Origin of the sequence: Pseudomonas sp. ADAK7 (genome assembly GCF_012935675.1) — a bacterium.
GTDB lineage: Bacteria > Pseudomonadota > Gammaproteobacteria > Pseudomonadales > Pseudomonadaceae > Aquipseudomonas.
In genome coordinates, this window is the sequence record NZ_CP052861.1 from 2,940,684 (window position 1) to 2,953,448 (window position 12,765).

Below are 12,765 nucleotides of genomic sequence, written 5' to 3' on the forward strand. Positions count from 1 at the left end.
CCACGCGTATGGATCAAAGGTCGTGGTGCAAATACTTCGCTTGTTTGGGCAGGCGCAGGCTGAACAGGAACGCCACCGCCATCATCACCGTGACGTACCAGTAGAAGGAGTTTTCCATGCCCACGGCTTTCAGGCTCAGGGCCACGTATTCCGCCGAACCGCCGAAGATCGCATTCGCCACCGCGTACGCCAGGCCGACGCCCAATGCGCGCACTTCCGGCGGGAACATCTCGGCTTTTACCAGGCCGCTGATCGAGGTGTAGAAACTGACGATCGCCAGCGCCACGGTAATCAGCACAAAGGCCAGGAATGGACTGCTGACGCTTTTCAGACTGAGCAGGATCGGCACGGTGAACAGCGTGCCGAGGGCGCCGAACCAGAGCATCGAGTTACGCCGGCCGATCTTGTCCGCGAGCATGCCGAACAACGGCTGCATGCACATATAAAGGAACAGCGCGCCAGTCATGATGTAGCTGGCGGTCTTGGCGTGCATGCCGGCGGTGTTCACCAGGTATTTCTGCATGTACGTGGTGAAGGTGTAGAAAATCAGCGAGCCGCCGGCGGTGTAGCCGAGCACGGTGATGAACGCGGCTTTATGGTCGCGAAACAGCGCCATGATGCTCCCGGCGTCCTTGTTTTCGCGCATTTCCTTGCTGGTGGTTTCCTTGAGAGAGCGACGCAGGAACAGCGAGATCAGCGCCGCCACTGCACCGACCACAAAGGGGATCCGCCAGCCGTAGGCGCGCAAGTCATCTTCGGTGAGGAACTGTTGCAGGATCACCACCAGCGACACCGCGAGCAATTGCCCGCCAATCAGCGTCACGTACTGGAACGAGGCGAAGAAACCGCGCTGGCCCTTGAGCGCGACTTCGCTCATGTAGGTCGCGGTGGTGCCGTACTCGCCGCCTACCGACAGGCCCTGGAGCAGGCGCGCGAACAGCAGCATGATCGGCGCCCAGACGCCGATGTCCTTGTAGGTCGGCAGGCAGGCGATGAGCAGCGAGCCGAAGCACATCATCAGAATCGAAATCAGCATCGAATTCTTGCGCCCGTGCTTGTCCGCCACCCGGCCGAAAATCCAGCCACCAATGGGCCGCATCAGAAACCCGGCGGCGAACACGCCGGCGGTGTTGACCAACTGCACCGTAGGGTTGTCGGACGGGAAAAACGCCGGGGCGAAATAGATGGCGCAGAAGGCATACACGTAAAAGTCGAACCACTCGACCAGGTTGCCGGACGAGGCGCCGACAATGGCGAAGATGCGCTTGCTGCGCTCTTCCCCGGTGTAGTGTTCGGTAGCAGTGGTAGTCGTTGTCATTGTTTTTCACTCAATGGGGACAGTGAGAGTCTAGACACACTTTGCAACAGTCCCGTTCCACAGATGCAGTCTTCACGGATCGTTCCCTCGGTCCCCGTGGGAATGCATCCCCTGACGCTCTGCGTCACAGTGGACGCAGAGCGTCCATGGCGGCATTCCCACGCAGAGCATGGGAACGATCAGGTTGAAGTCAGTAATCGAAGAACACCGTCTCCGCATCAGTCCCCTGCAAAATCACATTCCACTGATAAACACCCGACGCATCCACCTTGGCCAGCAGCGTGCTGCGACGCTCGGCCGGCACGCACTCCAACAGCGGATCCGCCACATTCGTCGGCTCACCATCAAAGTAAATCCGCGTCAGCAAGTGCTTCACCAACCCGCGCGCAAACACCAGCACCACCAGATGCGGCGCCTGGGTCGTGCCGTTCAGGCCTTGCACCGTACCGGGCTTGATCGTGGTAAAGCGGAACCGTCCTTCCCCATCCACCGGCACCCGGCCAAACCCTTCGAAGTTCGGGTCCAGGGGTTTGTCCTGATCGTCTTCGGGGTGGTCATACTTGCCGGCGGCGTTGGCCTGCCAGACTTCCAGCATGGCGTCGTTCACCACATCGCCATTGCCGTCGATCACTTGCCCGGTGATCGCCACGCGCTGGCCCAGGGTTTGCTCGACGGTCAGGTCTTCGCGGTTCAGCCAGGTCAGGCCGATGTGGTAATACGGCCCGACGGTGTGGGACGTGGTCGCATTCAGCGTCATCTTATTTCTCCATCGGCGTGGCTTCGCGGCCGCGCAAGACGATGTCCCAGCGATAACCGAGGGCATAGGAAGGGATGGTTTTTTCCAGGTCGAAACTAGCGATCAAACGCTCTTTGGCGCGGGTATCGGGCACGCAGTTGTAGATCGGGTCGTAAGCCAGCAACGGGTCGCCCGGGAAATACATCTGGGTCACCAGCCGCGTCAGGATGCTCGGCCCGAACAACGAGAAATGGATGTGCGCCGGGCGCCAGGCGTTGTGGTGGTTGCCCCACGGGTAGGCGCCGGGCTTGATGGTCTGGAATTGATACCAGCCATCGGCGTCGGTCACGGTGCGGCCGGTGCCGGTGAAGTTCGGGTCCAGCGGCGCATCGTGCAGATCGCGGGCATGGTTGTAGCGCCCGGCGGCGTTGGCCTGCCAGATTTCCACCAGAATCCCCGGCACCGGCAAGCCGTCTTCATCGAGCACGCGGCCATGGATGATGATGCGTTCGCCCTGTGGCTCGCCGGTGTGCTGGGCGGTCAGGTCGTTGTCCTGCGGGTTGATGTGCTCGGCGCCGATGGTCGGGCCGGTGATTTCCGACAGCGAATGGGGCAAAAACACCAAAGGCTTGGACGGCGCGCGACGGTTGGTGGATTGATAGGTCGGGTGCAGGTATTCCGGCTGAGTGCCTTCCTTCGGACGACGGTAACCAGGCTTGTCAGTCATTTCGCTTTTCCTCTGTTCTTATTAGTCGGCGGCTGTCAGACGCGTTCGATCGCCAGGGCCAGACCCTGGCCGACGCCGACGCACATGGTCGCCAGACCTTTCTTGCCACCGGTCTTTTCCAGTTGATGCAGCGCGGTCAGCACCAGGCGCGCGCCGCTCATGCCCAACGGATGGCCCAAGGCAATCGCGCCGCCGTTCGGATTGACCTGGGCCGAGTCGTCCGCCAACCCCAGTTCACGCAACACCGCCAAGCCTTGGCTGGCGAAGGCTTCGTTGAGCTCGATCACATCGAAATCGCTGACGGCCAGGCCGAGGCGCTCGGTGAGTTTGCGTACCGCTGGCACCGGGCCGATGCCCATCACCCGAGGGGCAACACCGGCACTCGCCATGCCGAGCACTTTGGCGCGGGCGGTCAGGCCGTGTTTCTTCACCGCTTCGGCAGACGCAAGGATCAGTGCAGCCGCGCCATCGTTTACACCCGAGGCATTACCGGCAGTGACAGTTTTGTCCGGGCCATTGACCGGTTTCAGTTTGGCCAGTGTTTCCAGCGTGGTATCAGCACGAGGATGTTCGTCCTGAGTGACGATTGTTTCCCCTTTCTTGTGGGCAATCCGCACTTCTACGATTTCTTCAGCGAAGAATCCTGCGGCTTGCGCGGCGGCCGTGCGCTGCTGGCTACGCAGGGCGAAAGCGTCCTGATCCTCGCGGGACACTTCGTAATCGTCAGCCACGTTGTCGGCGGTCTGCGGCATCGCATCGACGCCGTACTGGGCTTTCATCAACGGGTTGATAAAGCGCCAGCCAATGGTGGTGTCTTCCAGTTTCATGTTGCGCGAGAACGCGGCGTCAGCCTTGCCCATCACGAACGGCGCGCGGGACATCGACTCGACGCCGCCGGCAATCGCCAGCTCCATCTCGCCGCTGGCAATGGCGCGGAACGCGGTGCCGATGGCGTCCATGCCCGACGCGCAGAGACGATTGAGGGTGACGCCGGGAATGCTTTCCGGCAGCCCCGCCAGCAACAGCGCCATGCGCGCGACGTTGCGGTTGTCTTCGCCGGCCTGGTTGGCGCAACCGAGGAACACCTCGTCCACTGCGCTCCAGTCCACCGAGGGGTTGCGTTCCATCAGCGCCTTGATCGGCACGGCGGCCAGGTCATCGGCACGCACCGCCGACAGACCACCGCCGAAACGGCCAATGGGGGTGCGAATCGCGTCGCAGATATAAACGTCACGCATTAGGCTTCTCCGGGGGCTTGGCCGTGGGCGGCAGCGGTGCGGGCTTCCAGATCCCTTAATGCCGTCAGCTCGACGTCGGTTGGCTCGGCGGTATTTTCTACATTTTCAGCAAAACGAATCGCCCAACCGGTGGCGGCGACCACTTGCTCGCGGGTCACGCCGGGATGCAGCGCGGTGACCACGAATTCATGGGTGTCGGCTTCCGGTTCCATGATGCACAGGTCAGTAATGATGCCGACCGGCCCGGCGCCCGGCAGGCCCAGACGCTTGCGCGAATCACCGCCCTCGCCATGGCCGACCGAGGTAATGAAGTCGAGTTTGTCGACAAAGGAACGCGCCGACTGTTTAAGGATGATCAACACGCTCTTCGCGGAGCCGGCAATCTCCGGTGCGCCACCGGCACCCGGCAGGCGAACTTTCGGCTGGTGATAATCGCCGACGACGGTGGTGTTGATGTTGCCGAAGCGGTCGACCTGCGCCGCCCCGAGAAAACCGACATCGATGCGTCCGCCCTGCAACCAATAGCGAAAAATCTCACCGGTCGGCACGACAGTGTCGGCGGTTTCCGCCAGTTCGCCGTCACCAATCGACAGCGGCAGTACGCTCGGCTTGGCACCAATCGGACCCGATTCGTAGATCAGGACGACATCTGGCGAGGACGTCAGCCGCGCCAGGTTGGCCGCTTTCGACGGCAGGCCGATGCCGACGAAGCACACCGAACCGTTCTTCAAGCGGCGGGCGGCGGCGACGGTCATCATTTCATTGGTGGTGTAGGTCATTACTTGGCCTCCGAAGCAGCGGCCAGCTTGGCCTGGAACTCGCTGAAGTCAGCGCAACCGTGGATGTACTCGTTGATCCACGCGGTGAAGGTGTCGCGGTCCCGAGCAATCGGGTCCCAGGCCTGGTAGAAACGGTTATCGCGCTCGTTGTAACCGTGGGCGTAGGACGGATGCGCGCCGCCAGGCACATGACAGACCGCGCTCAAGGCCCAGGTTGGCAGCACGCAGGAATTCATCGGCGCGTTGAGGTCGTCGACAATTTCTTCAACGGTGACGATGCAGCGCTTGGCCGCCAGCGCCGCTTCTTTCTGTACGCCGAGAATGCCCCACAGCAGCACGTTGCCCTTGCGGTCGGCCTTCTGCGCGTGAATCACGGTGATGTCCGGACGCACCGAAGGCACGGCGGCCAGCACTTCGCCGGTGAATGGGCAGGTCACGGTCTTGATCAGCGGATTGACCTTCGGCAGGTCGGAACCGGCGTAGGCCCGCAACACTGCGAAAGGTAGGCCGGAGGCGCCAGCAACGTAGGCATTCGCCAGATCGGCGTGGCTGTGCTCTTCGATTTCCAGTGGATGCGGCCACTGCTTCTCGACGGCGTCACGCAGTCGGTGCAGCGAACCCACGCCGGGGTTGCCGCCCCAGGAGAAAATCAGCTTGCGAGCACAACCGGCACCGATCAACTGGTCGTAGATCAAGTCAGGCGTCATCCGCACCAGGGTCAGATCTTTCTTGCCCTGGCGAATGATTTCATGACCCGCCGCCGTCGGAATCAGGTGAGTGAAGCCTTCGAGCGCGACGGTATCGCCGTCGTTGACGAATTGCTTCACCGCGTCATGCAGCGAAAGGATTTCAGCCATGGGGCAGGCTCCCGTTTTGTTGTGAACCGACAGTGGAAGAAAAAGGCGCGAGGTTCAGCGCCGGAGTCACTGAAGAGTAAGCCTGGGAAAATCACCAAACAATCCGATAATCGACTGAGTGTTCGTTTATCGAACAGATTGTTGTCTGGCTATCGATCCGTTCCGCCGATCGTTCCCACGCTCCGCGTGGGAATGCCTCAGGGGACGCTCCGCGTTCCAATGGGACGCGGAGCGTCCCGGGCTGCATTCCCACGCGGAGCGTGGGAACGATCACCCACCCTCAGGTCGCATCCGCATGACTGACCAAGCCCTTGATAACCACCGCCGTGGTCGCCAATGCCGCCGGAATCACCAACGCCGTCAGCACCTGCTCGAAATTCCAGCCCAGGCCCAACAACGTCGCGCCCATCCACGCGCCGAGGATCGCGCCGAAGCGGCCAATCCCGAGCATCCACGACACCCCGGTCGCCCGGCCCTGGGTCGGATAGAACCGCGCCGCGAGTGAAGGCATCGCCGATTGCGCGCCGTTGACACACATCCCGGCCACCAGCACCAAGGTTGCCAACACCGTGATATGCCCCAGGCTTTGCCCGACCGCGTAGGCAAACACCCCGGCCAACAGGTAGAAAGTGCCGATGACCTTGTGCGGATTGAACCGGTCCATCGCCCAACCGACACCGACCGCGCTCAACACCCCGCCGAACTGGAACAGCGCGCCGATAAACGCCGCCTGCTCCATGCTCGCGCCGCTGTCGCGCATCAGCGTCGGCAGCCAGCTGGTCAGCAGGTACACGATCACCAGGCCCATGAAGTAGGTCAGCCACAGCAGCAAGGTGCCGGTGCTGTAGGTGCCGGAGAAAATCACTGCGAACACATTGCGTGCCTTCACGGTTTTCTGTTCCGGCACACTGAAGCTGGACGCCAGGGCCACCACCACCGGATCAATCGGCGCCAGGGTTTTGCGTACTTTGTCGGTGCCGCGGTTACGGACGACAAGGTATCGCGCCGATTCCGGCAGCCAGAACAGTAAAACCACTGCAAGGATCAGTGGCAAAATCCCACCGATCAGCAACAGGCTGTGCCAGCCGAACGCTGGAATCAGCTTGGCCGAGATAAACCCGCCGCCGGCCATGCCGAGGTTGAAGCCGCAGAACATGCTGGTCACCAGCAGCGATTTCTTGCGCTCCGGGGTGTATTCCGACAGCAGTGTTGTGGCGTTCGGCATGCCGGCGCCCAGACCGAGGCCAGTGAGGAAGCGCAGCACCAGCAATTGATCGACGTTGGAGCTGTAGGCCGAAGCCAGGCTGAAGATGCCGAACAGAAATACCGCGCCGACCAGTACGATTTTTCGCCCGAAGCGGTCAGCCAATGGACCGGAACCCAGCGCGCCGAAGACCATGCCGATCAGCGCGGCACTCATCACCGGGCCGAGGCTGGCGCGGTCGATACCCCAGTCCTGGGACAGGGCCGGCGCAATGAAACCCATGGCCGCGGTGTCGAGGCCATCGAGGAAGACAATCAGGAAACACAGGATCACCACTCGCCACTGGTAGCGCGAAATGGGTTGGGCATTGATGAAGGACTGCACGTCGAGGCAGTTTCCTACAGCAGTCTGAGGCTGATTCATTATTTTTATTCCACGCAAGGAGCGCGTGGCCTCTGCTCATTATTATGGGGAGTCATCGTCCGGCGACTGACCGAGGGTCAACAGCGCCGGATGACGCTGCCGCGACATTAATGATCCGAGGGAAAGAGCGTCAATTCGATAAACGCGACTCTGTGCGTTTATCGAACAGCTTAGGCAAACAGCTGCGCGCTGAGGTCACGGCTGGCGCTCAGCAAACCCGGCAGGAACCGTTGCTCCAGCTCGCTGCGGCTGACGCGCCCGGCGTGGGTACTGACATTGAGCGCCGCCACGACTTGGCCGGAAGCGTCATACACCGGCACGGCAATCGAACGCAGGCCCTGCTCCAGTTCCTGATCGACGATGCACCAGCCTTGCTGCCGCACTTCTTGCAGGCATTCGAGCAAGGCCTCGGGGGTGTGCAGCGTACGGCTGGTCTTGGCTTGAAACTCCGCGTGGTCGAGGTATTCGCCCAGCGTCGTGTCATCCAGGGCGGCGAGCAGGATCCGCCCCATCGACGTGCAGTAGGCCGGCAGGCGGCCGCCGACCGACAGGTCCACGGAAATCAGGCGCTGGGTGGTTGCCGAACGGGCGATGTACAGAATGTCATCGCCTTCCAGGGTGGCCATGTTGCAGGCCTCATGCAGTTGCTCGCTCATGCGGTCGAGGTACGGCTGTGCGGAAACTGCCAGGGGCGTCGAGGACAAATAGGCATGGCCGAGGGTCAGGACTTTGGGCAGCAGCGAATAAGTCCGGCCGTCCGTGGTGGCGTAGCCGAGTTTGATCAGGGTGTGCAGGCAACGTCGCACGGCGGCGCGGGGAATTTCCGTGCGGTGGCTGATCTGGGCGATGGTCAGGTGGCGCTTGCGCTCCTGGAATGCCTGCACCACCGCCAGGCCACGGGCCAGGGACGTCATGAAGTCCGGATCGCCGGTCAGGGCCTGGATTCGCTTGGCCGGGGAGGCGACGATCGGCGGCGCCACCGACGCGAAGGAGTTGCGCATTTGATCGTTCATATCAGGTCCTTTTTCCTACACGGCTCAGCGGCTATTACAAGCGGCTCAACGCCCGTACACAAGCCGCAGGCAACAAGATTGGGCGATTATCGAACCATCGACCGATAATCGCAATCGACCTGCCCTCATCGTCAGACGTGTGCAGTGCTGTTAGATATTGTCACTTTTAGGCGGTCGCCGACTTTAAAGGGCAAAGTTATGATCCGAACTTGTTCGTCTTGTTGGCGTCAGAAACAAGTCGCTGAAAACTGGCAACCCAGACACTCTAGTTACCGGTAAAAGTTACGAGTAACAAAATCATCACACACCAGGAACCACTTTTAATGCTCAAGAGATAGTGTTCTTCGAATCGACCGCTATAATGCATCTCAGTGGCCCGCCGGTTTTTTACTTGCCGATTACGCCACCCGGAGCGCGATGTCCCATCGCCGCCGCCCGCAGCAAGCGCCTGACGCTGATTTCATATGCACCGCCAACGCGTTCGCTGAAACAGGACACTGAAGCTACGTCAGCTGTTTTCTCTGGTGCCGTGGCCGCCTGCAACATGGAAGTGTTGATCATTGAGTCGTTAAAAAGCCAATGCCTTTTCAGGTATTGTCCTTTCGACGAGCGTGGTCAATAAACTTGAAGCAGTGCGTTTCACCAGAATTTATCTCAACTCAATCAGGTAGCACTGTGACGAAAGACGAACTGCGCGCGGAACTTGAGCGCCAGGAACAACGTTACAAGGATGTTTACGGCGGGGAAGTCACCACCTACGCCGCCCAGCCCGAACCGGAACGCAAGCCCTGGCGTAAACGCGCCACCGTTCAGGATCAGGCTTTCAGTCAGGAACTGCAGAAGATGGAAAAGGAACTCAAAGCCGAAGAGCCTTGACCGCCCCGGCCTGAATCCTTCAAGGGCCTGCGTTTGCATCCGCTAAAAGCGCGGTGTTTCGACGTTGCCTTTCGCGCCCGCTACCAGCGGGCAGCGGCCACCTCACCCATCGGATGAGGCAAATGGCGCATGTCCGACCTTCTTCTCAGATATTTCACACAAGCGTTTGCGCCTCTCGTGCTGTCGAGAGAAAACCCTGCGCGCGCTGGCTTTTCAAAGAAAATCAATGAGTTAAAAATCCCAGTAAAAACCTGGGGCTTAGGGCTTTGCGACAAACTAATTCGTTGAAGAATGTTACCGATGAGCAGCTAGTGCATCGATTTCCAGTCTTTTCTGGCATAATCGCGCCCCCTTACGACCGGGTCAGAAAACCTTCATGATCGATTTATTCAGCGGACTGGATGCTTGGGTGCTTGTGAGCCTCTTGCTCGCCCTGGCCTTTGTCCTCGCCTTCGAGTTCATCAACGGCTTTCATGACACTGCAAACGCGGTGGCCACTGTTATCTACACCAAAGCCATGCCGCCTCATCTGGCGGTGTTCTTTTCCGGTGTGTTCAACTTTCTCGGCGTTTTGCTGGGCGGTGTTGGCGTGGCGTATGCCATCGTCCATTTGCTGCCGGTAGAGCTGCTGATCAATGTGAACACCGGACACGGACTGGCCATGGTGTTCTCGTTGCTCGCCGCCGCCATCACCTGGAACCTGGGCACCTGGTACTTCGGTATCCCGGCCTCCAGCTCCCACACCCTGATCGGTTCGATCCTCGGTGTCGGCCTGGCCAACGCCTTGATCAACGACATTCCGTTGGCCGATGGCGTGAACTGGCAGAAGGCGATCGATATCGGCGCTTCTCTGGTGTTCTCGCCAATGGCCGGCTTTATTGTCGCCGCGCTGGTGTTGATCGGCCTTAAATGGTGGCGTCCGCTGTCGAAGATGCACAAGACCCCGGACCAGCGCCGCAAGCTTGACGACAAGAAGCACCCGCCGTTCTGGAACCGCCTGGTCCTGGTGATTTCGGCGATGGCCGTGAGCTTTGTGCACGGTTCCAACGATGGGCAGAAAGGCATCGGCCTGATCATGCTGGTGTTGATCGGTATCGTGCCGGCGCAGTTCGTTCTCGACCTGAGCAGCACCACTTACCAGATCGAACGGACTCGCGATGCGACCCTGCACTTGAGCCAGTTCTACAAGCGTAATGCCGACACCCTGGGTGAGTTCCTGGCCCTGGGCAAAAGCGTGGAAGGCGATCTTCCGGAGAAATTCCGTTGCAACCCGCAACAGACCGAACCGACCATCAGCGCCCTGCTCGACACCCTCAAGGGTGTAGCCGACTACCACTCGCTGCCGTCGGAAAGCCGTATCGAAGTGCGTCGCTACCTGTTGTGCCTGGACGACACCGCTCGCAAGGTCGCCAAGCTGCCAGGCCTGCAAGCCCGTGAAAAGGCTGACCTGGACAAACTGCGCAAAGACCTGACCACCACCACCGAATACGCCCCATTCTGGGTAATTCTGGCGGTTGCACTGGCCCTGGGCCTGGGCACCATGGTCGGCTGGAAACGCGTGGTGCTGACCATTGGCGAGAAGATCGGCAAGCAAGGCATGACCTACGCACAGGGCATGTCGGCGCAGATCACCACTGCGTGCATGATTGGTTTGGCCAACATTTTCAGCCTGCCGGTGTCCACCACCCACGTCCTGTCCTCGGGCGTGGCCGGGACCATGGTCGCGAACAAAAGCGGCCTGCAGGGCGGCACCGTCAAAACCATCCTGCTGGCCTGGGTCCTGACCCTGCCAGCCACCGTGGCCCTGTCGGCCGGCCTGTTCTGGCTGGCGTCGAAGGCACTGGGTAGCTGATCCATCGCTGCAACGAAAAAGGCGCGCCTCGCAAGAGCCGCGCCTTTTTCATGCCTGCTGATTTCTCCCAAACACCCCAATGATCGTTCCCACGCTCTGCGTGGGAATGCCGCCATGGACGCTCCGCGTCCACCTGTGACGCGGAGCGTCACGGGATTCATTCCCACGCAGAGCGTGGGAACGATCATGTACCGATAGATTTTCGTGGGCAAAAAAAAGGGCAACCGAAGTTGCCCAAAATGCCTTGCGTGCTCATTGCTCTGGAAAGAACTACGGTTTGCGCTTATGCGAATCCTTCCAGATGAAATATCCAAACCCTGCAAAAAACAGAACCATGAGGCCGACTGTCAGCACTCCGGCGATCACCACGTTGTCGAAAAACATGACTGGCCTCCTGCACTTGCCCTGTTGCGATAGGGCTAAGTTAACCAATCGGGCAGGAGAGAAAATTGACCGGGATCAATGCCGCCCGAGACTGGGCGTAAAGGAGGGGAAATAACTGACCTGCATCAATCGATGCAGGGGGGTTCAACGCTTTTTCGGTTTGTTTTTCGGCTTTTTCTTCGCTTTACCCAACGGCATGGCCTGTTCGAAGGCCTGGCGCACTTCGTTCAGGCGCTTGTCGTTGAGGTCATGCACCCGCTTGGCGCGTTCGGCGTTAAGGTCGATCAGTTTGTCGTCTTGGCTCATGGTGTTCAGTGCATCGCTGGAAAGGAAGTTCGGTCGGGATTGCGCCAATAATGCGGTCTGGCGCCCGCGCTGACCAGTCACCCGCTGAACAAGGCCTTAACAAAATATGTGCTCATAGGGATTTTTCACCGCACAATCGGCACGTCGCGATGGACCCAAAGGACCCAACCGTGGAATTGCACCAGGATCTGCCGCCCTTGATGGCCCTGCGCGCCTTCGAGGCCGTGGCGCGGCATTTGAGTTTTATCAAGGCTGCCGATGAGCTGTCGGTGACCCAAAGTGCGATCAGCCATCAGGTGCAGAAACTCGAGCAGTTCCTCAACCAGCGGCTGTTTATCCGACGTACTCGGGCGATTGATCTGACGCCAGCCGGCGAAACCTACTACCGCAAGATTCAACCGGCATTGGCCTCCATCGCCTCGGCCACCCGCGACCTGCGCGGTCACGAACAACAGGAAACCACCCTGCGCATCGGCCTGCTCGCTTCCTTCGCCACCCTGTGGCTGGCGCCGCGCCTGGCCGGTTTTAATACGCGTTACCCGCATATTCATGTGGAGCTGATGCCGTCGGTGCAACTGGCCGACGTCAATGGCGGCGAAGTCGACCTGGCCATCCGTTATGGCAAGGGCGGCTGGCCCAAGGTTCAGGCCCGACGCTTTATGCTGGAAACCCTCACCCCGGTGTGCAGCCCGGCGTTCAAGGCTCAAAGTGTCGATCATGGCCCGCTGCTGATGGCCAAGTCCTACCAGCCATTCGAGTGGATCGACTGGAGCGCGCACCACGCCGTCGACCTCGCCCATTACCCCAGCGTGATGCTTCACGACTACAACATCGTCGTCGAAGCCGCCGTGGCCGGCCAGGGCATCGCCATGGGCCGCCGGCACTTGATCGAACGTCGACTCAAGGAAGGCGCGTTGGTCGAAGCCTTCGACACCCCGCCGTTCACCGGCGAGATCGGTTATTGGCTGGTCACCCCGGATCGTCCGCCAAGCCCGGCCGCCGAATGCTTCGCCCAATGGCTGAGTGAAATCGCCGACGCATGAGTTATTTGA

The 12,765-nt window shown here is 60.3% G+C and carries 14 protein-coding genes; 4 read left to right on the forward strand and 10 right to left on the reverse strand.

Annotated elements, in window-relative coordinates; translation table 11 throughout:
- Window positions 1–13 precede the first annotated feature (13 nt).
- The 8 genes from HKK53_RS13710 to pcaR all read right to left on the reverse strand — a co-directional run bounded on the left by HKK53_RS13710 (window position 14) and on the right by pcaR (window position 8,295).
- Window positions 14–1,318, reverse strand: a complete 1,305-nt coding sequence (locus tag HKK53_RS13710; RefSeq protein ID WP_169371267.1) for an MFS family transporter — start codon at window positions 1,316–1,318, stop codon at window positions 14–16.
- 190 nt (window positions 1,319–1,508) lie between these two features.
- Window positions 1,509–2,075 (reverse strand): protocatechuate 3,4-dioxygenase subunit alpha, encoded by a 567-nt coding sequence (gene pcaG, locus HKK53_RS13715; RefSeq protein ID WP_169371268.1) that lies wholly within the window; start codon window positions 2,073–2,075, stop codon window positions 1,509–1,511.
- A 1-nt stretch (window position 2,076) separates the two neighbouring features.
- Entirely contained in the window at window positions 2,077–2,781 is a 705-nt protein-coding gene (gene pcaH, locus HKK53_RS13720; protein WP_169371269.1) for a protocatechuate 3,4-dioxygenase subunit beta, read from the reverse strand.
- Window positions 2,782–2,816: 35 nt separating this feature from the next.
- Entirely contained in the window at window positions 2,817–4,019 is a 1,203-nt protein-coding gene (gene pcaF / locus HKK53_RS13725; RefSeq protein WP_169371270.1) for a 3-oxoadipyl-CoA thiolase, read from the reverse strand.
- On the reverse strand, window positions 4,019–4,798 hold the full coding sequence (locus HKK53_RS13730; RefSeq protein ID WP_169371271.1) for a CoA-transferase subunit beta: 780 nt from the start codon (window positions 4,796–4,798) through the stop codon (window positions 4,019–4,021). Before HKK53_RS13730 ends, pcaF begins: the two co-directional genes overlap by 1 nt.
- Entirely contained in the window at window positions 4,798–5,655 is an 858-nt protein-coding gene (locus HKK53_RS13735; RefSeq protein ID WP_054046891.1) for a CoA transferase subunit A, read from the reverse strand. The genes HKK53_RS13730 and HKK53_RS13735 overlap by 1 nt, the downstream gene beginning before the upstream one ends.
- A 280-nt stretch (window positions 5,656–5,935) precedes the next feature.
- Window positions 5,936–7,282, reverse strand: coding sequence for an MFS transporter (locus HKK53_RS13740; RefSeq protein ID WP_169371272.1), 1,347 nt, complete (start codon window positions 7,280–7,282; stop codon window positions 5,936–5,938).
- A 170-nt stretch (window positions 7,283–7,452) separates the two neighbouring features.
- Window positions 7,453–8,295, reverse strand: a complete 843-nt coding sequence (gene pcaR, locus HKK53_RS13745) for a pca regulon transcriptional regulator PcaR (protein WP_169371273.1) — start codon at window positions 8,293–8,295, stop codon at window positions 7,453–7,455.
- 675 nt (window positions 8,296–8,970) lie between these two features.
- Here pcaR and HKK53_RS13750 point away from each other — a divergent pair.
- The 3 genes from HKK53_RS13750 to HKK53_RS13760 all read left to right on the forward strand — a co-directional run bounded on the left by HKK53_RS13750 (window position 8,971) and on the right by HKK53_RS13760 (window position 11,023).
- Window positions 8,971–9,171, forward strand: a complete 201-nt coding sequence (locus HKK53_RS13750; protein WP_169371274.1) for a hypothetical protein — start codon at window positions 8,971–8,973, stop codon at window positions 9,169–9,171.
- 129 nt (window positions 9,172–9,300) lie between these two features.
- On the forward strand, window positions 9,301–9,459 hold the full coding sequence (locus tag HKK53_RS13755) for a hypothetical protein (RefSeq protein WP_169405736.1): 159 nt from the start codon (window positions 9,301–9,303) through the stop codon (window positions 9,457–9,459).
- Window positions 9,460–9,547: 88 nt separating this feature from the next.
- Window positions 9,548–11,023, forward strand: a complete 1,476-nt coding sequence (locus tag HKK53_RS13760; protein WP_169371275.1) for an inorganic phosphate transporter — start codon at window positions 9,548–9,550, stop codon at window positions 11,021–11,023.
- A gap of 270 nt (window positions 11,024–11,293) precedes the next feature.
- Here HKK53_RS13760 and ccoM read toward each other — a convergent pair whose 3' ends face one another.
- Window positions 11,294–11,407 carry a cytochrome c oxidase subunit CcoM gene (gene ccoM / locus HKK53_RS32875; protein WP_054046898.1) on the reverse strand — a complete coding sequence of 38 codons (114 nt, stop codon included), beginning with the start codon at window positions 11,405–11,407 and terminating at the stop codon, window positions 11,294–11,296.
- 144 nt (window positions 11,408–11,551) lie between these two features.
- Window positions 11,552–11,794 carry a hypothetical protein gene (locus HKK53_RS13765; protein WP_169368744.1) on the reverse strand — a complete coding sequence of 81 codons (243 nt, stop codon included), beginning with the start codon at window positions 11,792–11,794 and terminating at the stop codon, window positions 11,552–11,554.
- An 89-nt stretch (window positions 11,795–11,883) separates the two neighbouring features.
- Here HKK53_RS13765 and HKK53_RS13770 point away from each other — a divergent pair, with 89 nt between their 5' ends.
- Entirely contained in the window at window positions 11,884–12,756 is an 873-nt protein-coding gene (locus HKK53_RS13770; RefSeq protein ID WP_169371276.1) for a LysR substrate-binding domain-containing protein, read from the forward strand.
- Window positions 12,757–12,765: the final 9 nt, after the last annotated feature.

Bases quoted from the DNA above. Each gene is read 5' to 3' on its own strand.
- HKK53_RS13735 (WP_054046891.1), bottom strand. From the start codon at position 5,655: ATGGCTGAAATCCTTTCGCTGCATGACGCGGTGAAGCAATTCGTCAAC.
- pcaF (WP_169371270.1), bottom strand. From the start codon at position 4,019: ATGCGTGACGTTTATATCTGCGACGCGATTCGCACCCCCATTGGCCGT.
- HKK53_RS13710 (WP_169371267.1), bottom strand. From the start codon at position 1,318: ATGACAACGACTACCACTGCTACCGAACACTACACCGGGGAAGAGCGC.
- pcaH (WP_169371269.1), bottom strand. From the start codon at position 2,781: ATGACTGACAAGCCTGGTTACCGTCGTCCGAAGGAAGGCACTCAGCCG.
- HKK53_RS13730 (WP_169371271.1), bottom strand. From the start codon at position 4,798: ATGACCTACACCACCAATGAAATGATGACCGTCGCCGCCGCCCGCCGC.
- ccoM (WP_054046898.1), bottom strand. From the start codon at position 11,407: ATGTTTTTCGACAACGTGGTGATCGCCGGAGTGCTGACAGTCGGCCTC.
- HKK53_RS13760 (WP_169371275.1), top strand. From the start codon at position 9,548: ATGATCGATTTATTCAGCGGACTGGATGCTTGGGTGCTTGTGAGCCTC.
- pcaG (WP_169371268.1), bottom strand. From the start codon at position 2,075: ATGACGCTGAATGCGACCACGTCCCACACCGTCGGGCCGTATTACCAC.
- pcaR (WP_169371273.1), bottom strand. From the start codon at position 8,295: ATGAACGATCAAATGCGCAACTCCTTCGCGTCGGTGGCGCCGCCGATC.
- HKK53_RS13740 (WP_169371272.1), bottom strand. From the start codon at position 7,282: ATGAATCAGCCTCAGACTGCTGTAGGAAACTGCCTCGACGTGCAGTCC.
- HKK53_RS13755 (WP_169405736.1), top strand. From the start codon at position 9,301: ATGTCCGACCTTCTTCTCAGATATTTCACACAAGCGTTTGCGCCTCTC.